18 protein-coding genes are annotated in these 25,009 nt (G+C 41.7%); 14 read left to right on the forward strand and 4 right to left on the reverse strand.

The features are described from left to right. Positions 1-53 precede the first annotated feature (53 nt). The 12 genes from C5745_RS06275 to C5745_RS06330 all read left to right on the forward strand — a co-directional run bounded on the left by C5745_RS06275 (position 54) and on the right by C5745_RS06330 (position 17,182). Positions 54-3,110, forward strand: coding sequence for a SusC/RagA family TonB-linked outer membrane protein (locus tag C5745_RS06275; RefSeq protein WP_105716140.1), 3,057 nt, complete (start codon positions 54-56; stop codon positions 3,108-3,110). Positions 3,111-3,121: 11 nt separating this feature from the next. Continuing rightward, a complete protein-coding gene (locus C5745_RS06280) occupies positions 3,122-4,951 on the forward strand; it encodes a RagB/SusD family nutrient uptake outer membrane protein (protein ID WP_105716141.1) in 1,830 nt (609 codons plus the stop codon). Positions 4,952-4,984: 33 nt separating this feature from the next. After that, the gene (locus C5745_RS06285) at positions 4,985-5,389 is read left to right on the forward strand and encodes a hypothetical protein (protein WP_105716142.1); all 405 of its coding nucleotides are present in this window, start codon (positions 4,985-4,987) and stop codon (positions 5,387-5,389) included. Between the two features lie 5 nt (positions 5,390-5,394). Then, positions 5,395-6,381, forward strand: a complete 987-nt coding sequence (locus C5745_RS06290; protein ID WP_105716143.1) for a DUF4466 family protein — start codon at positions 5,395-5,397, stop codon at positions 6,379-6,381. Continuing rightward, positions 6,371-8,752, forward strand: coding sequence for a BNR-4 repeat-containing protein (locus tag C5745_RS06295; RefSeq protein ID WP_105716144.1), 2,382 nt, complete (start codon positions 6,371-6,373; stop codon positions 8,750-8,752). The genes C5745_RS06290 and C5745_RS06295 overlap by 11 nt, the downstream gene beginning before the upstream one ends. A gap of 37 nt (positions 8,753-8,789) precedes the next feature. After that, positions 8,790-10,085 (forward strand): BNR-4 repeat-containing protein, encoded by a 1,296-nt coding sequence (locus C5745_RS06300; protein WP_105716145.1) that lies wholly within the window; start codon positions 8,790-8,792, stop codon positions 10,083-10,085. Positions 10,086-10,185: 100 nt separating this feature from the next. Further along, a complete protein-coding gene (locus tag C5745_RS06305) occupies positions 10,186-11,547 on the forward strand; it encodes an enolase C-terminal domain-like protein (protein ID WP_105716146.1) in 1,362 nt (453 codons plus the stop codon). 4 nt (positions 11,548-11,551) lie between these two features. Then, positions 11,552-12,769, forward strand: coding sequence for an Nramp family divalent metal transporter (locus tag C5745_RS06310; protein ID WP_105716147.1), 1,218 nt, complete (start codon positions 11,552-11,554; stop codon positions 12,767-12,769). 10 nt (positions 12,770-12,779) lie between these two features. Continuing rightward, entirely contained in the window at positions 12,780-13,793 is a 1,014-nt protein-coding gene (locus C5745_RS06315; RefSeq protein WP_105716148.1) for an NAD-dependent epimerase/dehydratase family protein, read from the forward strand. Beyond that, the gene (locus C5745_RS06320) at positions 13,793-14,866 is read left to right on the forward strand and encodes a dihydrodipicolinate synthase family protein (RefSeq protein WP_105716149.1); all 1,074 of its coding nucleotides are present in this window, start codon (positions 13,793-13,795) and stop codon (positions 14,864-14,866) included. Before C5745_RS06315 ends, C5745_RS06320 begins: the two co-directional genes overlap by 1 nt. Before the next feature lie 376 nt (positions 14,867-15,242). After that, a complete protein-coding gene (locus tag C5745_RS06325; RefSeq protein ID WP_105716150.1) occupies positions 15,243-16,304 on the forward strand; it encodes a LacI family DNA-binding transcriptional regulator in 1,062 nt (353 codons plus the stop codon). A 101-nt stretch (positions 16,305-16,405) separates the two neighbouring features. After that, the gene (locus C5745_RS06330) at positions 16,406-17,182 is read left to right on the forward strand and encodes a glucosamine-6-phosphate deaminase (RefSeq protein ID WP_105716151.1); all 777 of its coding nucleotides are present in this window, start codon (positions 16,406-16,408) and stop codon (positions 17,180-17,182) included. A 55-nt stretch (positions 17,183-17,237) separates the two neighbouring features. Here the strand turns inward: C5745_RS06330 and C5745_RS06335 are convergent, their stop codons facing one another. The 3 genes from C5745_RS06335 to C5745_RS06345 all read right to left on the reverse strand — a co-directional run bounded on the left by C5745_RS06335 (position 17,238) and on the right by C5745_RS06345 (position 20,099). After that, entirely contained in the window at positions 17,238-18,440 is a 1,203-nt protein-coding gene (locus C5745_RS06335) for a pyridoxal phosphate-dependent aminotransferase (RefSeq protein WP_105716152.1), read from the reverse strand. Positions 18,441-18,643: 203 nt separating this feature from the next. After that, positions 18,644-19,021 (reverse strand): DUF1573 domain-containing protein, encoded by a 378-nt coding sequence (locus C5745_RS06340; RefSeq protein WP_105716153.1) that lies wholly within the window; start codon positions 19,019-19,021, stop codon positions 18,644-18,646. A gap of 115 nt (positions 19,022-19,136) precedes the next feature. After that, the gene (locus C5745_RS06345) at positions 19,137-20,099 is read right to left on the reverse strand and encodes a KpsF/GutQ family sugar-phosphate isomerase (RefSeq protein ID WP_394342065.1); all 963 of its coding nucleotides are present in this window, start codon (positions 20,097-20,099) and stop codon (positions 19,137-19,139) included. A gap of 98 nt (positions 20,100-20,197) precedes the next feature. Between C5745_RS06345 and recQ the strand changes: the two genes are divergently transcribed. Together recQ and kdsA are read left to right on the forward strand one after the other, a co-directional pair. Further along, positions 20,198-22,387, forward strand: a complete 2,190-nt coding sequence (gene recQ / locus C5745_RS06350; protein ID WP_105716155.1) for a DNA helicase RecQ — start codon at positions 20,198-20,200, stop codon at positions 22,385-22,387. Positions 22,388-22,399: 12 nt separating this feature from the next. Then, positions 22,400-23,215, forward strand: coding sequence for a 3-deoxy-8-phosphooctulonate synthase (kdsA, locus tag C5745_RS06355; protein WP_105716156.1), 816 nt, complete (start codon positions 22,400-22,402; stop codon positions 23,213-23,215). 29 nt (positions 23,216-23,244) lie between these two features. Here the strand turns inward: kdsA and lysS are convergent, their stop codons facing one another. Further along, entirely contained in the window at positions 23,245-24,951 is a 1,707-nt protein-coding gene (gene lysS, locus C5745_RS06360; protein ID WP_105716157.1) for a lysine--tRNA ligase, read from the reverse strand. Positions 24,952-25,009: the final 58 nt, after the last annotated feature.

The following is a 25,009-nucleotide window of genomic DNA, read 5'->3' on the forward strand; positions in this document are numbered from 1 at the left end:
TTGCACATATAAGTCATTGATAAGTTTACAAATAATAACCAATAGAAAATGTTATGATGCGTAGTTTACACAAGTTTTCCCTGCTATTTATTATGTCATTATTGGCAGTAGATGGCTATAGCCAAACGCAGATCGTTGGCATCGTTAAAGATGCCGAAACGCGGGAGCTGCTTTCTAGCGTAACGGTTCAGATTCGTGGTGTAACCACCCAGACCGACCGCCAAGGGCGTTTTGAACTTAAAGGCAATGTCGGAGAGAAAATCAGCTTTTCGCTTTTAGGGTATGACTTCTTGGAATTAGCTTCTACTGCAGGTACAATGGAAGTTATGTTGGAAAATCGGCTATCCGATTTGGATGAAGTGGTTGTCGTGGGATATGGAACTCAGAAAAAGTCGAATTTGACAGGCGCTGTTTCTTCCCTTCAAATAGATGAAAGGATTACGAGCAGAGCCTTGACAAACTTATCTTCAGCTTTAAGCGGACAGTTGCCCGGTCTGGCTATTAGTCAAAATAGCGGCATGGCGGGAAGTAACGATATGTCGATACTCATCAGAGGAATGGGAACAGTCAACGACGCAAGCCCACTAATAGTAGTGGACGGTATGCCTGATGTTGATATGAACAGGTTGAATATTAACGATATAGAGAGTGTGACTGTCCTGAAGGATGCAAGCTCCGCTGCTATTTACGGTTCTAGAGCAGCCAACGGTGTAATTCTGATCACTACGAAATCGGGAAAGAATTTAGAAAAGCCCAGACTTGAACTTTCGTCTAATGTAGCGATGTCAAACCCTACTGATGCGTATTCATTTTTACCTGACTATCCAAGAGCTTTAACTCTCCATCAAATAGCTCAACTCACGTCTACTGAACGCGCAAACTTGAACTACAAAGATGGCACGATAGACCAATGGATGGCTTTGGGAATGATCGATCCTATCCGGTATCCGAATACAGATTGGTGGGATATAATTGTCCGAAATGGCGTGTTGCAGAACCACAACCTTTCGGTGCAGGGAGGAAATGACAAATCTAGCTTTTTTGGTTCTGTCGGGATTATGGACGAAAAGGGATTGCAAATAAACAACAATTTTAAACGATACAACGCTAGATTTAACTACGAACATTCTTTAAGGGATAATTTGGTTATCGGGACACGCTTCGGGGGAAACTGGTCTGTTTGGGAGTACGCCGGTTCCGAAGGTTTTACTCAGGGGAGTGGGGTGGGAGCTGATCTCAGAGCTTCGGTTGCCGGAATAACCCCTTACGATCCTGTTACGGGATACTACGGAGGAGAGATGGCATATAATGAAAATACACTCGTGTTCAATCCGCTACAAGCTTATACGAATGTGAGAAACCACCAAAACCGGCAGGAAATCAATCCTTCGATGTACCTAGAGTGGTTCCCAATCGAGGGATTAAGAGCCCGTGCTGATTATACCATTGATTATTACAACCAATTTAGACGAGGGGCAAATATACCCACTCAGGCGTATAATTTTCAGCGTGAAATGCTGACAGACCGATGGTTTATCACACCAAATGCTCCAATACAAAATTTTACAAATACAGGGTATAAGACGCAGTTAAATGCTTTGCTCAATTATGACAAGCAAATAAATGCCAATCATCAGATAACAGGACTTTTTGTGTTTAGCCAGGAGTATTGGTACAATAGAGCCCAAAACGCATCAAGGAATGATCGTCTACATCCCTCACTTACTGAAATTGACGCCGCACTGAATGAGATACAGTCCAATGGGGGAAATTCCAACGAAGAAGCTATGCGTTCGTTTGTCGGTCGCTTCAATTACAATGCGTATGGTAAATATCTGTTGGAGTTCAGTGCTCGATTCGATGGGTCTTCCAGATTTATTGGTGACCAACAGTATGGTTTCTTTCCATCGGGTTCTTTTGGATGGAGATTTTCGGAAGAAGGTTTCGTGCAAAATTTTGCGCAAAGCTTCTTGAACGAAGGTAAATTACGGGTTTCATACGGAGGTCTAGGAAATAATAGCGGTGTAGGTCGGTATGAACAGCAAGAAACTTTGACTACAATGAATTATATAATCGATGGCCAAATAGTGCGTGGATTTGTAAATTCCAAGATGATCAATAGAGATTTATCATGGGAAGGAACCTACGTGACAAATATAGGTTTAGATCTTGGTTTTCTTCGAAATAGACTGACAGCTGAAATTGATTATTATAATAGGTTGACTAAGGGCATGAACCGTCCTTCTGAAATGTCTACGCATTTAACCGGTGCATACACGGCACCTAGAAGGAATATTGGTAATTTAAGGAATCAAGGTGTCGAGGGTAATTTCACTTGGCGAGATAATATCGGTGATTTTAATTATAGTCTGCGTTTTAATATCGCCCATAACAGAAATCGTTTGGAAAGCTGGAACGAATATTTAGGAAGAGGTTCGACTTTTATCGATATGCCGTATGGTTTCTTGTATACATACGAAGATAAGGGGATAGCGCAGACTTGGGACGATATATATAACAGTACGCCACAGGGCGCTGCACCGGGCGATGTATTGAGACTTGATTTGAACGGAGACGGTCGAATAGACGCTAATGATAAAAAAGCTTATCCAAATATAGACCAAAACAGGCCTCGCACGAATCTCGGATTCGCTATCAATATGAGCTGGAAAGGGTTTGATTTCTCGACTTTCCTAACAGCGGAAACGGGGCGTAAGGATTATTGGATTACCCGTTATAATGATGTTAATCCGAACGTGACAAGTTACGCCTTTAGCCAATTGCATTTGGATTACCCGTGGAGTCACGCGAATAGGGGTGGCGAATGGCCTAGATTAGGTGGTGGGGGTTTAAACAGACAGGAAACAACCTTGTGGCTAGACAACCTGAATTATTTACGAATGAAGAATATACAGATTGGATATACGTTAAGAGGCAAAAGGGCCCTTTCTTTACTGGGGCTAAATGATATACGATTCTTCATCTCAGGTGAAAATTTATTCACAGTTACCAAGTACAGGGGACTTGACCCGGAAATACAAGGCAAGGATATAAACGAAGCATATCCTTTGGTTAAATCGTATTCAATGGGGCTGAAGATTGGAATTTAAACTAAATAACAATGGAAAATATAAATAAACTTTATAGAATAATACCCATGATCATCACCTTGTCGTGCTTTTCATGTAATGATGACTTTCTAGATCGACAGCCTAGGACTGAATTAGGCGCTGCTGCGTTCTGGCAGACCACGCAAGACGCAACTACAGCTTTGATGGGGGCTTACTCGGATGTCCGTTCACTCTTTGAATGGGATTTGTGGTGGGATGGACAGGGAGAATACCAACGCGTTCTAAATACCACCGCTATTGCTAGATCTCCCGGAATGACAGACGGTAGTTTTAACCCCAGTGGTTATGGTGGGGCCTTTAACGCTCTGTACAGGGATCTTTACGGTGGTGTGCACCGAACAAATTACGTTATTGAAAACGTAGAGAGAATGTTGCTTGAAAACACGTCTCCAGACGTCACTGGTGAACTCGAAGCAATAATAGGCGAAGCTCGTTTGCTAAGAGGAATGGTCTATTTCAGATTGATTTCGCTTTGGGGAGATGTGCCCTATATAGGAAAAATCATCTATGATAATTCTGAAGTGGAGGATATTACTCGGATGCCAATAAAGCAGGTCAAGGATTCGATTTATGCCGACTTTACTTATGCATCTGAAAAGCTTCCAGACCGCATTCCCGCCTTGGGGCGTGCTGCCAAACCTGCGGCGCTGGCTTTCAGGGGAAAGCTACAGCTTTATTGGGCGTCTTGGAATAACTTTGGGTGGCCGGAATTGGATGGATTTGTGCCTGATCCAGAGGAGGCCAGAACCGCTTATGTCGGGGCGGCAGATGATTTCAGAAGCGTTATTCAGGACTTCGGGTTGGCATTGTTCAGGAACGGAGAGCCGGGAGAAATTGACGAATTAGGAAAAGCAGAGATTCTACCCAATTATTTTGACCTGTTTCTGCCTACAGCAAATGGGGACTCAGAAATAATTATGAGCTTTACACATGGCGGACAAGGCTCGGGCCAAGGAGAATCGCTAATGAGGGCATTAGGAGGACGGCAACTTATGAGTGGTCAACTTCAGGTATTCCCCCGTTTTGAAATAGCAGACAGGTATCAATCCACCATCACGGGTGATTTTGTGAAGCCGCTAATTCCAATGAATCCATCTAATCCAGAAGCAAGAACCACCGAAAACTCTGCAATTAATCCACAAAGTTATGCTGACCGAGATTACCGAATGAAGGCTTCTATCTTGTGGGATTATGAGATGATTATGGGCATTGTGAATTTTCAGTACGACGGATGGACGCCGTTTATATATAAAACTTGGACATCCCCTGTGACGATAGATGGCGTAAACTATATTACATACACAGGACACGGAACTGCACTATCCGGCTACGTGTACAGAAAATTTCTAAGAAACTACCCCGGGGCGGATCGTGCGTCCGGTGATTATGCCTGGCCAGTTATGCGATTGGCAGATGTATATCTGATGTATGCAGAGGCTACTAATGAAGCTTATGGCCCCCAGCAGGTTGCTGTTGACCTGGTAAACCGGATAAGACACAGGGGAAACCTTCCACCTTTAAAAGCAGAGAAGTATGCCAGCAAGGAAGACTTTTTTGACGCAATTGAGCAAGAGAGAATTATAGAGCTATTGGGGGAGGGGCACAGATCATTTGATCTGCGACGTTGGCGGGCTATTGAAAGGGTGTGGGTGCCGCCATTTTCACCCGGCGTATGGTGTATTGACAGTCACGGAGCAAATGTCACTAGGTACTTTAACAATGCGTCTGAAAGAGCCTACGAGCAATGTTACATATTTAGAATCCCGCCCGCTGAACGAGATAGAAATCCAAATCTAACGCAAAACACACCTTGGATGTAAAACTTAGAAGATTCATTAAAAACAAATAACCGTATGAAAAAATATAGTATAGTGTTAGTAATATTGGTTGGCTTATTCGGTTGCGGAGATGATTATTATCCCGTGGACGAAGACGGATTATTAATAACCGATCGAGCCGAGTGTTTTGTGAGCAATTTTGAGCTTCTGGATACAGACTATCAGACTGTCAGAACGAAGAACGCCGTTATAGACACTGTAGCACAAACAATAGATGTTGAAGTCCGGTGGGGAACTAATTTAAAAAGGCTGTGGCCTCAATTTACGCTGGTAACGGATGCTAAATTAGATCCCAAAATAACCGATTGGACTGATTTTACTGATATAAGTTCACCGAGAGAATGGACGGTGATCTCGGGTAACCGTAAGGTGAAGAAAACGTATTCCGTGAATATAACAATTCAGCAACTAAACCCTTAATTATTATGTGTACAAAGTATTATAAGATATTCCTGTTGACCTTTTCGTTTGGCTTATTATTTATCTCCTGTGAAAGTGATGAGTACAGTGTGCCAAAAGCGAATACCCAACTTCACAATGATGTCATAAAGCGAACATTAGGGCCAAATGTGGTTGGACTTGATATAGAGTTTGCTTACGCAATGGCACTAGGATGTGAGCGCGGCCATATCGTTAGTGCCGAGGTGGAAGCCTCTATATCCGGAGCGACCGGAACCTTTTTGGAACACCGTTCTTTTCATACGGATAATGGAGGCAATGATGTGGGAGTCGTTGTAGGGGAACCATCCATTACCGCAGAAAACACTACAAAAGTAATATTCAGTGTCGATACTTGCGCAGCAACCCTAAGATATTATTACACGATCCCTGAAGAAGCAAGAGGAAAATCGGTAACCTTCACGTTTTCTTCAACAGCAAGTACGGGGGAGCGTGTATCGTATCAGATGGGACCTTACCAAATCGCAAAAATGAATATAGAAAAGGATATCGTACTTTCTAATGATGATAAGTGTTTTTTTTCGATTGCTGATATGAAAGTATATGATGAAGCTGAGGCATTGCAAAGGACCGATAAGATAGATTTGGTTTATCTCTATAGAGCTATTCCCGGTATAGCATTCGATCATGCGTTAGTTTCACCGGATGTAGATGCCACGTTTCTACAGGGGAAAACTGTGCCTTCGAGTATAGATAATGCCACATTGATACAGAGGGCGTTTGGTTTACAGGATCAGCATTTAGCCAGATTGCAGTTCGGGATATATGTTGATGACCTAGATTTTCAAACTTTAAATATTTCCGACGCGTCCAATTATGCGATAGACCTAAGGGCTGAATATGGCGCCTGGATCCAAACCGTTGATAACAAATATCGGGCTTATGTCTATGTCAATGCTGTCAACAACGGAGACGAAACAATGACGATAAGCATTAAAAGATATGAAATGTAAACGATTTTTTACCTATAGTGCTTTCATATTTGTGATTTTGGGGATAACGACTTCCTATATGTCACCGGAAGTAAATGAAAGCGACATGCGACAAAATGAATGGACGCCTAAATTCGGTGGCTGTGGAGGAATTTTCTTTCATGCTAAAGAAGGACCACTAATTGTTGAGATAGAGAAAACGGATCTGAAAGCAGGTTCACGAACAAGATCATTGCGAGCAACCTTTATCGGACCTGACAGAAAGGTTCTGAGAGACATACATACTTCTGAAGAATCCGGTGGCAAATCTTTACGATTAGAAGGATATGTTAATAGACCAGGTATATATGCTGTTATGGTCACTATATCAAATGATCGGTACGGCGAAAATACAAGCTGGAGGTTTAGGACAAACTGTGATAAGTATATAATAGAAACTTCAAGAGGGCACAAGGACCAGCGCCACGAAGAACCGATCGTCTTGGTCGACCCTGAAAAAGAAACAGATCTCTGTTTCATGCCCCAACGGAATGGATTTAATATCCTGATAACAGGTTTATCGGACGAGGTTAAAAAAGTCGAATTGAGAGATGCGAGTGACCTGCATATCACTTTTCTTGAAGTACATAACGATACTGCTTTCCACCATGTGGAAGAGGGAAGACGGCTTAGGGTTCCTTGGAAATTACATTTTCCAAAAGCCTTAGCGAAGGTGGAGATAGAGGGAGTGACGAATTGGGACATAGGTGATAAATCTGATTTTTTCAATGAATATCCTGGCGGGGCGCTTTGGACACCTGATACGGAGAAATGGTTCAGCTTACACGATAACCGTTGGTTAATAACACCTTACAGCTACACGTCGTACGACCAGTCAGGCAAGCAGCAATCTGCAATATTTAAAGTTCATAATAATGGAACTACTCCTAAGAAGGTTAAATTAGAATTAGAGTTCCCAGATGAAAAATGGAATATCCAATTATCACATAGGGAGATTCTCCTTGATCCCAATCAGGAAAGAGAGGTAGTATTAAATTGGATAGGCAATGACGTAGATAGATCGGTACATTTACGCACGATATGCGAGGATTTTTCAACTTATGCTACGTTATATAGTAAAGCACAAAAGCCAGACACAGATCCTTTCTTACAAATGCCAATCCAACTTGAACCCTATCGTCATGAGCAAGAGCAGTTTGGTTATACACCGGATTATCCTACAAACAATCAGCCCTATTTCAACGTGGACAACATGCCATATATACTTTCTGAGAACAGTGTTTTATCCTGCCAAAATAGTACGTGGAAAGAAACGTTCACGGGTCCTCTTCAAAGTTCAATTGCTGCTTTCGATTCGGAAGGTGATATGTATGTTTTAGGTCGTGATAATAATAAAGTGGCTTTATTACACTCGAAAGATAAAGGGCTCACGTTTAAGAAGTATTGCCTTCCGAGTGTACTTGGAACAAGTTTCGATATAGAGCAATTTACGGGGCACAATATGTTGGAGGGCCCACCGCCCGTTATAAAATATACCCGTGTTGGAGCAGATAAACAACATTTTTGGAGACGGTATGGCAATTTGGAACTGTTGGTGCCGAAGAAAACGAGAAAAGGGATTGAATGGGAACAGTCTATTTTGATTTCTGACAAATGCCTTGGAGTTTCATCGCATTCCGGACTTCCGTCATCGGTCGTATCTTCTAGAGATAAAATTTTTATTGTATGGGGGGAGGTTACCGATGTAAACATAAGAAGAGAAGAAGTGCCGGGAGTGCCTGTTTTTGTTTCTATGTATGATAAGAGAACAAAAAAATTAACAGCTCCAGTTTTGGTTGGATTCGGGCCTCCACCAAATGATACACATAACATCCCCGGCATAACTATCGATGGAGAAGGCTATTTACATGTCTTGACAGGTACTCACGGCAGACCTTTTCAGTATGCAAAATCTTTACAACCTCTAAGCGTTCTTGATGGCTGGACAGAGGCCGAATCCCTTTTAGATCGGAATACAATTCACTCGACCCAAACATATTTGGGTTTAGTCATAGATCAAGAGAATACATTGCATACTATCTTCAGGTATTGGCAGCATAATGCGGAGCCCTTTGCTGAGACTCATTATGCAACATTGGCATACATGTTTAAAAAGCAAGGTGAGCAATGGTCTGAACCTAAAATATTGGTGCAAGCGCCATTATCCCATTATAGCAATTTTCGCCATCGTCTAACTATCGACCGAAAAGGGCGACTGTTTATCTCGTATGATTACTGGTCTACCTTCTGGTTCTACAGAAATGATAGAAAGTATTCGGAACGTACCTTATTGATGTCACACGATGGAGGAAAGCGTTGGGAATTGGTTTCGGGAGACGACCTTGCTTCATGACGTCTAGTATAATGGTTAAGACTAAACAAATCACAGCATGAACAGAGCAGTTTTCGTACCTACGGTTTTAGTACTCGTGTTTTTAAATCTTTTTGCCAAAGCACAATTTCAGGCAGATGATTACGAAGTTGTGGCAGAAGATGCCGCTTGGTGTTGGTTCTCTGATCCAAGGGCAGTGTACCATAAAGGATTAAATGAACGAATATATTATGCGTATATCAATAGCAAAGGAGACGTCGTCATCAGTGCGAGGTATTTGGAGTCAAAAGAGGTGGAGACATTTGTTTTGCATAAGGAATTGCAGGTGGATGATCATAATGTTCCTTCCATATTGTTTTTACCAGACGGTCGTCTCATAACTTTCTATACAGAACATAATGGTCGTTTCTTTATGAGGACAAGTAAGAAAGCGGAGAATATTACGGAATGGGAAGAAGAAAGGGTTATTCCTTTTGGTGGAAAACGCATTACGTATTCCCATCCCGTTATGTTGAAAGAGGAAGGGAACCGTATTTATATGTTTTGGCGCGGTAGTGATTGGCGGCCGTCCTTTTCATTCAGCGACGATTTAGGAGATAGTTGGAGCCCGGCCGAAGCGTTAATAGAAAGTAAGGGCGTAAAGAACCGGCCTTATCTGAAGGTTCATTCGAATGGTAAGGATAGGATAGACTTTATATTTACGGATGGACATCCTGCTGTAGAGCCCACGAATTCTGTTTATCATTTTTATTATAAGGAAGGAATATTCCATCAAACTAGTGGGGAACAGCTTAGTGCCTTGAACGGATCTGCCATTCAGCATGAACGTGTTCATAAGGTATATGATGGAGAAAAGAGTAGTATAAGGGCTTGGATATCGGATGTGGCTCTGGACAAAAATGGAACGCCTGTTGTTGTTTATACCCGCTTTCCGCAAGATACCGACCATCGTTACCATTACGCCCAGTGGAATGGGAAAAGATGGCTTGATGAGGAAATCTGTAAAGGAGGCGGGTCGATGCCGGTTGTAAAGCCGGGAGAAAAGGTGCGAGAGCCTCATTATTCAGGCGGGATTGCATTGGACCATCATGATCCGTCCAATGTTTATTTGTCTCGCAAGGTCGATCGTTTCTTTGAAGTTGAGCACTGGAAAAGAAAAGGAAAACGATGGATTCATACGAAAATAACTTCAGGGTCTGGAATCGATAACATACGGCCGTATGCTGTTTTTAGTTTTACGGGGGACCCGATTGTGTTATGGATGACAGGAACGTACAATCACTACACCCAATTCGATACGGATTTACGTATAAATCAAACGATGTCTACAAGACTCGAACGGGTCTATAACTAGTCAATTGAACTAGGATCTCGTAAGATGTAAATATCTTACCAATATGGTTGATCCTGCAAGTGCATTGGTTGCAGGAATGTAAAATGATCAGAAATTAGAAATGGTAAACCAATCAATAATTATAAAAGCAGAATCAGATTTTGAAAGAGAGAAGCTCCGGTTTCCTTTCGGACTTAAAGGGGCATACATCAGCGAATTATGGCAAACAATCGTTTTGCTGGAGGATGATAAGGGAGAGCAAGGATTGGGGTTAGCTACGCAGAGCGTTCTATATGGCGATGCAGAGATATTTGCCGCTACTTCTGAATCTAGCGGAAATGCGTACATGTTTGTGTTAACAAATAAGGCGTTAAAATGGATAGAAGGAAAATCATTCCATACTCCCATAGAGCTGTTCGACGAGATGCTGCTTTGGTTGCTCGAAGAAGGAAGAAAGTTAACAGGACATCATAATCTTAATATAAATTTTGTATACAATGCATTGGTTAGTATTGATAATGCGATGTGGATGTTGTATGCAAAAGAGAACGGCATTTCGACTTTTAGGGAGCTTATACCTTCCATTTATCGACCGACGTTTAGCTACAAGAATGATCGGATTGCCGTAATGTTTCAAGTTTCGTATGATATGGCGTTATCGGAGGTACAGAAGGCCGCCGATCAAGGATACTTCGTGTTTAAGATAAAAACAGGAAGCCCTGGAGATCAAGACAGTATGTTGCGGAAGGACAAAGCTAGATTGAAAGAAATCCATGATATCCTTGACAGGAAAAGAAATAACGAAATAAGCAAAATATATTATACCATGGATGCCAACGGACGGTATGGAAAGAAAGAAACGTTACGGGCTTATCTGGATTATGCAAAAAAAATTGGGGCGTTTGAACATATACTGTTGTACGAAGAACCGTTTATGGAGGGCAATGACGAGGACGTTTCGGACTTAGGACTAATCGTAGGAGCTGATGAAAGCATTCACAACGAAAATGACGCCCGTCGAAAGATGGCACTGGGATATAAAGCATTTATCTTGAAAGGTATCGCTAAGACGTTAAGCCAGACGATTAAAATTGCCACAGTAGCGCACGAAAATGGTATTCCTTGTTTGTGCTCAGATTTGACCGTCAATCCGATTTTAGTAGATTGGAATAAGAACCTAGCCGCCACATTGGCTCCCTTTCCGATAATCGGGATGGGGTTAATGGAAACCAATGGTGATATGAATTATGCGAACTGGGAAAATATGAAGGAGAGGCATCCTTTTGCGGACGCCAATTGGACACAGGTAACGGATGGTATATTTCAATTAGATCAAGATTTCTATGCTGTAGCCGGTGGAATTTTTTCAATCTCGTCTTATTACCGAGAAATGATGGAAGGCGCAGAATATATCAACTATGTGAAAACGGAGTTTAGCGACGGAAAACAAGTTGATCAAAATGATATAAAGCAAAAAAGATAATCCGATGAGTAACAAATGGTTGTTAAAAGGTATATCCGTCATCGGCCCAGGGGTCGTTACGGCTGCTTTGGTTTTTGGACCGAGTAAAATGACGATAACCTCTAAAATGGGAGCAGATTTTTCCATGGATCTACTGTGGGTGATTGTCTTGGCTATCTTCTTTATGATGATTTTTACGAATATGAGTGCCCGTATTGGCCTCCACAATCAGCAGTCATTGCTGACATTGATAAGGAATAAGTTAGGAAAAGGTCCAAGTATATTTATAGGCTTAGGTATTTTCCTTGTTGCGACCTCGTTTCAAGCGGGGAATTCGACGGGAGTCGGTATCGCCATTGGAGAAGCCACTGGTACAGATGCCAGAATTTGGATAGTGGTATTTAACCTCGCAGGGATTCTTTTGCTTTTCTTTCGTTCGTTTTATAAAATGCTCGAAAAAGTAATGTTATGCTTTGTCATCTTGATGCTTATCTCTTTCGTGTCTACCGTTATTGTCGTAAGGCCTGACCTTTCGGCGGTGATGTCGGGGTTTGTTCCGGTAATCCCGAGCGGTTCAACGGGGCTTATTGTAGCATTTATTGCATCTTGTTTTTCATTGGTCGGTGCTTTTTATCAATCTTACTTAGTACAGGAGAGACGAAAAATTTCCGATGCAAACGGAGCGTTTGTCTCGGCAGAGATGAGTAGTATTGTCGGTATCGTCATTTTAGGTCTGATGAGTGCATTTGTACTTATGTGTGCAGCTTCTGTACTATATCCACAAGGTGTCAAAGTGAATTCTGCATCAGAAATGGCGATGGCTTTAGAGCCCTTGTTTGGTTCGTCTGCGAGTTATCTGTTTTTCATAGGGTTATTTGGCTCATCATTCTCTTCCTTAATTGGCAACGCCGTACTGGGAGGGGCTATGTTGGGAGATGCTATAGGTTTTAAGGAAGGCTTAAATAGCAATAAAGTAAAATTGTTGATAGCCGTTGTCATGATTTTCGGGGCGATGATTGCTGTCATTTTTGGAAAGCTTCCTTTAGAGCTAATAGTTTTAGCCCAAAGTGTGACTGTCTTCTTAGTACCGTTTATCGGGATTGCAATCTATTGGATAGGTAACAGTAAAAAGATTATGGGAGAGTACAGAAATAACAGGTTCCAACGTGTAACCGGTCTGTTGGGGATTGGCTTGGTTATTTTTTTAGCAATCATAAATTTTAAAGCATTGTTTTTATCATAAAGTTTTAAATATGGATTTAAAAGAACTAGAAGAAAAATACACACGTCCTTCCAATGAATTGGTGAAGGATGTGCATGAGTTAGAAGGTGATATCATGTTGTTGGGCATAGCAGGAAAGATGGGCGTAAGTATGGGAAGTCTGTTGGTTGATGCGTTGCGTCAAGCTGGAAAGGATAACCGGGTGTATGGTGTATCACGCTTTTCAGATAACATGGTTAAGCAACAAGTGGACGCAGGCGGAGTAACTACAATCGCATGTGACCTGCTCCATAATGCGGATTTGCAAGCATTGCCGGACGTGCCTAATATTATCTATTTGGCAGGACATAAGTTTGGTACTACGGGTAATGAGGATTTTACCTGGGCTATGAACACCTATCTACCGGGACGGGTTGCCGAAAAATTTAGGAAATCGAATATCGTTGCGTTTTCATCTGGAAACGTCCTACCATTTGTGAAACTGCAGGAGGGAGGAGCAGACGAAAACATACTGCCGCAACCTGTTGGCGAATATGCGCAGTCCTGTTTGGGGAGAGAACGCGTATTTCAATACTTTTCAAAGAAAAATGGTACACCAATATTAATTTATAGGCTAAATTATGCGGTCGATTTCAGATACGGTGTGGTTATGGAAATTGCGAAGGCCGTACTACATGGTCAAGCAATTGATTTGCGTACGGAAAATGTGAATGTCATCTGGCAAGGTGATGCGAATGAAATTGCCATTAGGTCTTTATTGCATTGCACGTCTCCAGCGAAGGTATTGAATGTCACAGGGCCCGAAACGCTGTCTATCCGTTGGCTAGCAAAGGAGTTCGGAAAACTCTTTAATCGGGAACCTTTATTTCAATTTGAAGCAGAAGGAACTGCACTGTTAAACAACGCGTCTGAATGCCATCGACTGTTTGGTTATCCTAAGGTGAGCATCAGGGAGATTATCGATATCACCGGAAATTGGCTATTAAATGGAGGAGATGAATTTGGCAAACCTACGCATTTTCAAGAAAGAGGAGGACAGTTCTAATGAAGAGGCTAAAGAGCGAATTAAAAGAGCTATTATTAGTCGGTACGGTCATTCCAGCTCATCCATTGGCACTAAATGCCGATAGAACACTGGACGAGGACCGGCAAAGGCGTTTAACACGTTATTATATAGCGACCGGCGCCGGTGGAGTGGCTGTAGCTGTACATTCTACACAATTTGAGATCCGTGACCCGCAGATTAATCTATTTAAAAAAGTACTGGCTATGGCGATCGAAGAGATCGATAACCTGTCACTGAATAGACCTTTTATCAAAATAGCTGGAATATGTGGAATCACCGAGCAAGCGGTTTCCGAGGCGAATACTGCAGTGGAGCTAGGATATGATATTGGCCTGTTAAGCATGGGAGGACTACAAAGCTGGTCGGAAGAGGATATCTTGGATCGAGTTCGGAAAGTGGCCGCTGTTATTCCTATTTTTGGATTCTATTTGCAACCTTCTGTCGGAGGCCGCATATTTTCTTATGATTTTTGGCGATCGTTTGTCGATATACAAGGCGTCGAGGCCATTAAATGCGCTTCGTTTAATCGCTATCAAACATTGGACGTCATGCGGGCAGTGGCGAACTCTCCGCGCCGGTCAGAGATTGCAATGTATACGGGAAATGACGATAATATTGTGACTGACCTCCTGACAACCTATCGGTTTAATGTGAAAGGTGAAAATGTATCGGTAGACTTCCGGGGAGGTTTGTTGGGTCATTGGGCTGTATGGACGCAAAAGGCAGTAGAATTAATGACTGAAATAAAGGAATATAAAAAGAACCCAAATGCAGATCAAGCACAGGCACTGTTGACCAAAGGCACCAAAATAACGGATGTTAATGCAGCGTTATTCGATCCCGCACACCATTTTCACGGTTGCATCCCTGGCATTCACGAGGTGCTAAGACGCCAGGGGCTCTTGAACGGTACTTGGTGTCTGAACCCAGCGGAAAAATTATCACCTGGCCAAGCCGATGAGATTTCCCGCGTCTACAACGATTACCCGGAATTAAACGACGATAACTTTGTGCAAAGTTTTTTGGAGAAAGATAATATGTTTCCATGGTAAAACCTTTTTTAGCAAGAAACATAATGCTTTTTGGTGGCTTAGGATAAGCGTGCAAAGTGGACCTATCACGGTAAGTATGTGGTAGCGGCTACTTAAAGGTACCGTTTTTGCCGTATTCCTCGTCGGTAATTTAGGTTTTTTTATAAAAATTTTGGAATAAAAAAAGTTTGGCTTATATTCGGTAACGTACACAGTTTGCAGCTCCAATTATTATAATTGTAGAGAGGTTAGTATTTGGTTATGAGGGTAATCAAAATAGACAAATCTTAGTTATATTTTTGTATCCTGTAAAGGGATGTAATGTTTTGTGTAGAAAGCAAAAAACAAAGCATTCATGAATACAATTGGAAACAGATACCAATGAATAATTATACGGATGAAAAATGAAAAAGAACTAGTCGGTGTTAAAGAGATTGCACGTCGGGCGAATGTCTCTATTGCGACGGTGGACAGGGTCTTGCACAATCGGACTGGTGTTTCGGAGAAGACCAAACAGAAGATTAACGACATCATCAAAGAATTGGATTACAAACCCAATATTTTGGCAAGGCGCCTAGCCTCATCTAAAACCATGCATCTTTATACGTTAATACCCGCAGTATCGGAGGAGACGGATTACTGGTCTGTGCCATTGCAAGGTATTATACAGGCTGAAAAGGAAATTATGCTTTATAATGTCAAAATCGAAAAGCTGTTTTATGACATGAACGACAAAGAATCTTTCATGAAGCAGACGAGGGTAATTCTTGAATCAGAATCTGTGGATGGTGTTCTTTTGGCCCCAGCCTTTATTGAAGAAGCAATTGCATTCACAGATGTATGTCAGAAGAGGAAAATTCCTTTTGTTTTCATTAACTCGAATATCCCAAATCGTAAGAACCTCAGTTATTTTGGACCGGATCTTTTTTATAGTGGGTACACTGCAGCGCATCTGGTAAATTATTTGGTAGAAAAATCAGATCAGATACTATTAATGAATATTGCTAAAGATATTAACTCGGATTATCACATTCTTAAAAAAGAAGAGGGGTTTACGGAATACTTCACAGAAAATAACCCCGAGAGAATAATAAAGCAAAATCTGGATAATACGGACTATCAATCGGTAAAAAAGACTGTGGCAAAGGTATTACGGGATTATCCTGATATACGGTTAATCTTTGTTACGAACTCGCGGGTTTCATTGGTAGCAAAATACCTCTTGGAAAAGAGAATAGAAGATACGTTGCTCGTTGGATACGATTTTTTAGATCGAAATATTGAGTTTCTTAACAAAGGTGTCATTGATTTTTTAATCTGTGAGAAACCACAAGAACAGGCTTATCGTGGAATAAAGGCGTTATATCGATATTTAATGTTTGAAGAAAAACAAGAAAAAGAATATTTAATGCCTATTGACATCATCCATCGAGAGAATCAACGATTCTATCGTAACTAGGTATACGCTTCGTAGTATGCCTTTTTGATATAGAAAAAACGTGTACCTACACAATCGTAATTAGAGGCATTTTTTAATTAAAATAAGGAAAATATAAGTTAATGGAAATCGAACAAAACAAAATAGAGCAGCTGCAGATTAGAACGTATGAAAACCGCGAGCAGCTCGGACAAGATGCTGGGCAAATGGTCAGCAAAAAAATTCAAGAACTACAACAGAATAAGGATTACGTGTATATCATATTCGCTTCTGCACCTTCACAGAACGAATTTTTGGAAACCTTGGCGAGAGATACGAATATTGCCTGGGAGAAAGTCGTGGCATTTCACATGGATGAATATATTGGTTTAGATCTGGCCCATCCGCAAAGTTTTGGATATTTCCTAAAGGAGAACTTATTTGATAAAGTACCGATTCATCACGTGCATTACATACAAGGAGATTCAAGCAATATCGAAAAAGAATGTGAGCGCTACGAGCAGCTACTGCGAACACATCCGGTAGATATTGTGTGTATGGGAATCGGGGAAAACACACACATCGCTTTCAACGACCCTCATGTAGCGGACTTTAATGATCCTTATTGGGTAAAAATCGTTGACCTGGATGATGAAAGTCGTCAGCAGCAGGTGAATGACGGGTGTTTTGGATCCTTTAGTGATGTGCCCACCCACGCCATTACATTGACCGTTCCGGCGTTATTACAGGGAGAATTTTTGTATTGCATGGTGCCTGGCAAGAACAAAGCTAAAGCGGTCTACCAAACGCTTTATGAAGGAATAGATGCTCGGTATCCGTCTACCATATTGAGAAAGCATCAAAACGCACATTTATTCATTGATAAAGAGAGTGCTCAACATCTTCACGAATCGTTGTGAAATTTATAATACCATCTTCTCCAAAGCTCAGAAGCTGGAGAAGATGGTATCCCTTTTAAATCGATATACGTCCTGGATACGCGTGCAGACCCTTCTCTAGGCAAACTAAAGCGTCGCGTAAATCTTCCTCTTTAAGAACATAAGCCAACCGTATTTGGTTGGTTCCTACTTTCGGTGTGCTGTAAAAGCCAGTAGCGGGAGCCATCATGACTGTTTCGTTATTATACGAAAATTCTTCCAACATCCATTGGCAGAACTTGTCGGCGTTATCAATAGGAAATTTTGCTACCACATAGAACGCTCCGCCCGGAACGGGACAGGAGACGCCCTCCATTTTATTTAAGCCTTCAACAAGTGTATTCCGGCGGGCAGTATATTCTTTGGATACAGCGTCAAAATAGCTATCTGGCGTGTCTACCGCTGCTTCAGCTGCAATCTGGCCTTCAAGGGAAGGGCTCAGACGTGTTTGGGCAAATTTTAAGGCGGTCTGATATAATTCGTTGTTTTTGGTAATTAGGCAACCTATCCGTGCGCCGCAAGCTGAATATCGTTTGGATACCGTGTCGATAATGACCACATGCTGTTCAAGCCCATCTAGGTGCATGGGTGAAACAAATGTGTTACCATCATAACAAAATTCGCGATAAGCTTCGTCGGCAAATAGATAAAGGTCGTATTTTAGACACAATGCTTTTAAGGATTCTAACTCTTCGCGTGAATAGAGATAACCAGTGGGGTTATTCGGGTTACAGATTACTATTGCGCGTGTCTTGGCAGTAATTAGTTTTTCAAATTCTGTTATCGGAGGTAATGCAAACCCAGTTTCGATATAAGACAGAATAGGCTTCACTATGGCGTCTGCGGCGCATGCAAATCCGTTATAGTTTGCATAAAACGGTTCAGGAATTATAATCTCATCACCGGGGCTAAGACAACTCTGCATAGCGATAGTAAGCGCCTCTGATCCACCGTTGGTTATTAAAATGTCCGTCGGCGCGATATGATAATTCAATTTATTGTAGTATGCTGCCAACTTCTCCCGATAGGAGGCAATGCCTTCCGACGGGGTATAAGCCCATATGGTGAAATCGATGTTTTTTAAAGCGTTTAGCATGATTTCAGGCGTCTCAATATCGGGTTGCCCAATATTTAAATGGTATACTTTCTTTCCTTCTTTTTTTGCTTGTTCTGCAGAAGGTGTAAGCTTTCTAATTGGTGAAGCCGGCATATCCCGACCTCTCTTTGATATTTCTGGCATTACCTTGTACGTTTTTAAGTATATGACAAAGCTAGTAAAAAACCTTCAGGAATCCTATGTTATGTGATGGATATCAGGGATGATACCTGCTAAATATTCTGTGAATTCAGATTTTACGATAATATAATTTTTTTCCAAACAACAAAGGTCATCAACCGATGACCTTTACTTTGTTATATAGCCTCTGAGACGGGCGTAAATTGTTATTCTACATTTCCTTTAATTGTCAACGTTTTGACAGGTGTCTTCGTGTTGGACTTAATCGTGAATTGTTTAGTAAAAGGGCCTTTAGCCGCAGCGTTATAGGTCACCGTGACTGTGCCTCCTTCCCCCGGCTTAACAGGTGTTTTGGTGAATTCAGCAACTGAACAGCCACAAGAAGGTTTCACCTCACCGATGATAATAGGAGCATCGCCCGTATTGGAAAATTTAAAATTGTACGATGCAGGTTTATTTTGGGGAATGGTCCCAAAGTCATGGGTTTCTTTTTCAAATTTAAATTCGCCTATAGCCACGGTCATGGACATGAATCCAATGACTGTTATAAACGTCGCTAATATTCCTAATGTTCTTTTCTTCATCTTACTATATGCTTTAACCTCTATGATAATTATCAAAAGATACGCCAAAATTACGAATACCGTAAAGGATGCGGCTCAAATCCCTCGAAATAAACAAAAATATTACAGACGAGCATTATATGATGCCTTCTTTTAGGAGGTCTTGTATATGTATAATCCCTGCGTAATGTCCTTCTTGCGTAACTAAAAGCTGTGAAATATTATGTCGGCGCATCATATGGAGCGCATCAGCCGCGAGTTCCTCTCTTCTCATCGTTTTAGGATTTCGCGTCATAATGTCATTGGCAGTCAAATGTGTCACATCTTCGTGTTTTTCAAGCATCCTGCGGATATCTCCATCTGTAATAATACCTACAATACCATTTGTGTCGATAACAGCTGTGGCGCCCAATCGATACTTCGTGATGGTAATGAGCACTTGACGTATATTCGCAGAAGGTGAAACTTCAGGTTTTCCGTTATTGTCTGATAGATCACTGACTTTTAAATATAACCGCCTACCGAGCGTGCCGCCGGGATGATATTTAGCGAAATCACGATCTGAAAATTGCCGGCAGGTTTGCAAACAAACCGCCAAAGCGTCTCCCATGGCTAGTTGTGCGGTTGTACTTGTGGTAGGCGCCAGATTGTTTGGGCAGGCTTCCCGTTCAACGGACGTATTCAAAACAAAGTTTGCATGCTGCGCTAAAAAGGAGTCCAAATTGCCCACCATAGCAACCAGGGTGTTACCCGTTTGTTTTAAAAAAGGTACTAACACCTTGATTTCAGGTGTATTTCCACTTTTGGATAGCGCAATAATAAGATCGTGTTCTTGAATGATCCCCAGATCTCCATGAATCGCATCAGCAGCGTGCATAAAAATGGCCGGTGTACCGGTGGAGTTAAGCGTCGCGACTATTTTTTGTGCAATAATTGCGCTTTTACCAATGCCCGTTACGATAATCCTACCTGATAGATCTAATATTTTATTTACGACCGTAATGAAGTCGTGGTCAATAAATTGCGTCAGTTTCCGAATTGCTCCGGCTTCCAGTTCCAGCGTCTCGATCGCAGTCTTTTTGATATCGATGTTGTGTATCACAGAAAAAATCGTTAATTTTATTTTAATTACCTACAAAAGTAGGTTATTTAGCGCTCAAATGAGCCCCGGATCCATTTAATTTTGTTTTGAGGTCAATGGAAATAGAAAAATCACTATTTGACAATTTGCAGGAGTTTTTTGGCTTTGATACCTTCAAAGGAGACCAAGAAGCCATTATAACGAATATCTTGAATAAAAGAGATACGTTCGTTATTATGCCCACAGGGGGGGGGAAATCCATCTGTTATCAATTGCCTGCGCTGATGAGTGAGGGTACGGCGATTGTTATCTCTCCGCTTATAGCGCTTATGAAGAACCAGGTAGACCAGTTGCGGGCATTCGGTGGAAATGATAGCATTGCACACTTTTTAAACTCATCGCTCAACAAAGGGGAGATTACGAAGGTAAAAAAGGATGTAACAGAAGGCAAAACGAAGTTACTCTATGTGGCACCGGAATCGTTGGCTAAAGAAGAAAATGCACTTTTTTTAAGGCAAATAAAAGTTTCTTTCGTTGCTGTCGATGAAGCACATTGTATATCGGAATGGGGACACGATTTTCGGCCGGAATACCGAAAAATAAGACAAGTTATTAACGGAATCGGTGATAATATTCCCATTATTGCGTTAACGGCGACAGCGACACCCAAGGTGCAATCGGATATTCGTAAAAATTTGCAGATGAACAACGCGGCCTTGTTTAAATCGTCCTTCAATAGATCGAATTTATACTACGAGGTCCGACCTAAAAAGAATGTCGTTAAGGAAATTGTGAAGTTCATCCGGAACAATGCCGGAAAGACCGGTATTATATATTGCCTCAGTCGCAAAAAGGTCGAGGAAATCGCCGAAGTGCTTCACATTAATGGAATAAAGGCGTTACCCTATCATGCAGGTTTAGATGCGAGAACGAGGGCCGAAACACAGGATAAGTTTCTGATGGAAGATGTCGAGGTCATCGTAGCGACTATTGCTTTTGGGATGGGGATAGACAAGCCGGATGTTCGCTATGTGATCCATCACGACATACCGAAATCTATGGAAGGGTATTACCAGGAAACTGGACGTGCTGGACGTGACGGCGGAGAGGGTGTTTGTTTAGCTTTCTATTCTGAAAAGGATATTGAGAAACTGACGAAATTTATGAAAGATAAGCCTGTTTCCGAGAGGGAAATAGGTACACAAATTTTAAAAGAAGTCATCGACTATTCGGAATCGTCTGTATGTCGTCGGAAACAAATTTTACATTATTTCGGGGAACAGTTTGACGAAACAGGCTGCGATAATATGTGCGACAACTGTCGCGCGCCGAAAACGTACTTTGACGCTGAGGAAAATTTACTGGAGGTATTACGCTTTATAGATAAAGAAGGAGAGAAATTTGACGATCATCATATCATCAATGTGATGATTGGACAAAATAATCAGCCCGTATCTTCTTATAAACATGATTTACATCCGTTGTTCGGAAAAGGTAAAACCCTAGGTGTAAACTATTGGAAATCACTGATTCGACAAGCGGAATTAAACGATTTTTTAAAGAAGGATATTGATCACTATGGCTTACTAACGCTGACCGAGCACGGTAGAAGGTATATAGCTAATCCCTATGGGATCAAATTTATTCTAAACAGAATAATGGAGAAGGCAGATGAAGACGGGACAGACGACGTTGCGCAGGGATCAGGAACATTGGATACAGAGTTGTTGAAGATGTTGAAAGATTTAAGAAAGAAAATAGCAAAGCAGAAATCCTTACCACCCTTTGTGATATTTCAAGATCCATCACTTGATGAAATGTGCACGCACTATCCTGTTAGTTTGGATGAACTGAAACAAATGCATGGTGTAGGGGCGGGCAAAGCGCTTAAATTTGGAAAGCCATTCGTCGAGTTAATTAAAGAATACGTAGACGACAATGATATTGACCGTCCGTTGGATCTTGTTATCAAGAGTACGGCAAATAAATCGGCGTTAAAAGTCTCCATTATACAAAATATAGACCGAAAGATAGGTTTAGAAGATATAGCGTCCTCTAAGGGGATTAGTTACGAAGATTTACTTAAAGAAGTGGAGTCTATTGTTAATTCTGGAACAAAGCTGAACATCGGGTATTTTGTCGATGAGATGATTGATAGTGACCGACAAGAAGAAGTATATGATTACTTCCGAACAGCTGAAGTAGACTCTATCCAAGAAGCGCTGAAGGAACTAGGGGAGGACGATTATACATATGAGGATATTCAGTTGATGCGAATTAAATTCATGTCTGAATTAGGAAATTAATAACTATAATAGATGATTCAACAATATTTACCTGCTATTAAACATCGGGAATCCACCCATTTTTTTTTGATGGCAGGACCTTGCGCTATTGAAGGCGAGGAAATAGCCTTGCGGATTGCGGAGCGGATTGTAGAGATTACGGACAGACATGGAATTCCGTTCATCTTTAAAGGGTCCTACAGAAAAGCCAATCGCTCGCGTTCGGATTCTTTTACAGGGATAGGAGACGAGAAGGCTTTAAAAATACTAGAAAAGGTAGGTAAAACATTTGGCCTCCCCACCGTGACCGATATACATGAAAGCCAGGAAGCGGCTGTTGCGGCTGCATATGTAGACGTATTACAGATCCCGGCATTTCTGTGTAGGCAAACAGAATTGTTGGTGGCTGCTGCTGAAACAGGCAAAGTAGTCAACATTAAAAAGGGACAGTTTCTATCCGCTGCTTCGATGAAATTTGCTGTGGATAAAGTGAAAGACGCGGGAAATGACAAGATTTTGTTGACTGACAGAGGCAACACATTTGGGTATCAAGATTTAATTGTTGATTTTCGGGGATTGCCGGAGATGCAGACATTTAATGTGCCAACAGTGATGGACTGCACGCATTCACTGCAACAACCTAATCAAATATCGGGTGTTACGGGAGGGAAACCCGAGTTAATTGAAACAATAGCGAAGGCAGCTATCGCTGTCGGCGCAGACGGACTGTTTATAGAAACGCATCCCGATCCAGCGAATGCGAAATCGGACGGCGCCAATATGCTACACCTTGATTTGCTGGAAGGCTTGCTCGAAAAGTTAGTGCGTATCCGCGAAGCAATCTTATAGGCGAATTAGCGATGTGCTTAATCGCATCGCTAATTCTTTATGATAAACTTATCGTCGCCCTCGACAATAATATTAATAAGATCTTTCTGACGTAGACCTTTTGTTGCTACATCCCATTTTTTCCCGCTCAATCCTGCCGCTTCCTTCACGTCTGTCAAGATATTACGTTCTTCTTGAAGTAGTCCCAATATCAGTTTTTCCTCCTCATTCAGCTCCACAACGACTTCTTTTTTCTCGGGTCGCATTTGTGGGAAAAAGAGAACTTCCTGGATAGAAGCGTTATTGGTCAGGAACATAATCAAACGGTCCATACCAATGCCAAGTCCGGAAGTAGGGGGCATACCATATTCCAAGGCACGTAAGAAATCTTGATCGATAAACATCGCTTCATCATCTCCTTTTTCGGAAAGTCGAAGCTGTTCCTCAAAACGTTCGCGTTGATCGATCGGATCATTTAGTTCTGAATAAGCGTTGGCAATTTCCTTTCCACATACCATGAGTTCAAAGCGTTCCGTCAATTCAGAATTATCTCTATGCTTTTTAGTCAATGGAGACATTTCGATCGGATAATCCGTGATAAACGTAGGCTGGATATAGTTGCCTTCACACTTCTCTCCGAAAATCTCATCTATCAGTTTGCCTTTCCCCATGGTGTCATCCACGGCAACGCCCATGCTTTTAGCCGCTTCCCGGATCTCGCGCTCCGATTTTCCTAAAATATCAAAACCTGTAAACTCTTTGATGGCGTCAGCCATAGTTACACGTTTATAGGGAGCTTTGAAATCGATCTGATGCTCTCCGAAAGCTGCCGTTGTTGTTCCATTGACAGCAAGGGCACAATGTTCAAGCAGGCGTTCTGTAAAACTCATCATCCAGTTATAATCCTTGTAAGCGACGTAGATCTCCATGACGGTGAATTCTGGATTGTGTGTTCTATCCATACCTTCGTTGCGGAAATTTTTAGAAAATTCATACACGCCGTCGAAGCCTCCAACAATAAGTCGTTTAAGATATAACTCGTTTGCGATACGTAGATACAAAGGGATATCCAGAGCATTATGATGCGTCATAAAGGGACGCGCCGCAGCACCCCCAGGAATGGATTGAAGAACAGGTGTCTCTACCTCCATATAACCCGCGTCATTGAAAAACGATCGCATGGCATTGAACAATTTCGTCCGCTTGACGAATCTTTCCCGATTTTGTGGATTAACGATTAAATCGACATACCGCATACGGTAACGTTGCTCCGGGTCGGTAAACGCGTCATAGGTTTTGCCGTCTGCTTCCTTTACAATAGGTAACGGACGCAACGATTTTGTCAACACTGTGAGCTTTTCAACATGGATGGAGATTTCCCCCGTTTGTGTTGTGAAAACATAACCTTCTACACCTAGAATATCACCGATATCCAAGAGCTTCTTAAAAACCGTATTATATAACGTCTTATCTTCATCAGGACAAATGTCGTCACGCTTGACATAAGCTTGAACGCGTCCGGTAGCATCTTGCAGCTCCATAAACGATGCGCTTCCCATGACACGTCGGCTCATCATCCGTCCGGCAAAGCGGATACTTTTGTAATTTAGTTTGTCTCTTTCGTAGTTTTCCAGAATATCTGCAGCCGAGACATTTACTTTAAACTCATCCGCCGGATAGGGGTTGATACCTAAGTCGACAAGGGCTTGGAGGTTTAGTCTACGCTGTTGTTCCTGTTCCGATAATACAGTACTCATATTAATGATTCAAAATGCTAAATGAGAATGCAAAAGTAGGAAAAAAAAGTGGATGTTT

The sequence above is a fragment of the Sphingobacterium haloxyli genome (genome assembly GCF_002980525.1).
GTDB classification, from domain to species: Bacteria; Bacteroidota; Bacteroidia; order Sphingobacteriales; family Sphingobacteriaceae; genus Sphingobacterium; species Sphingobacterium haloxyli.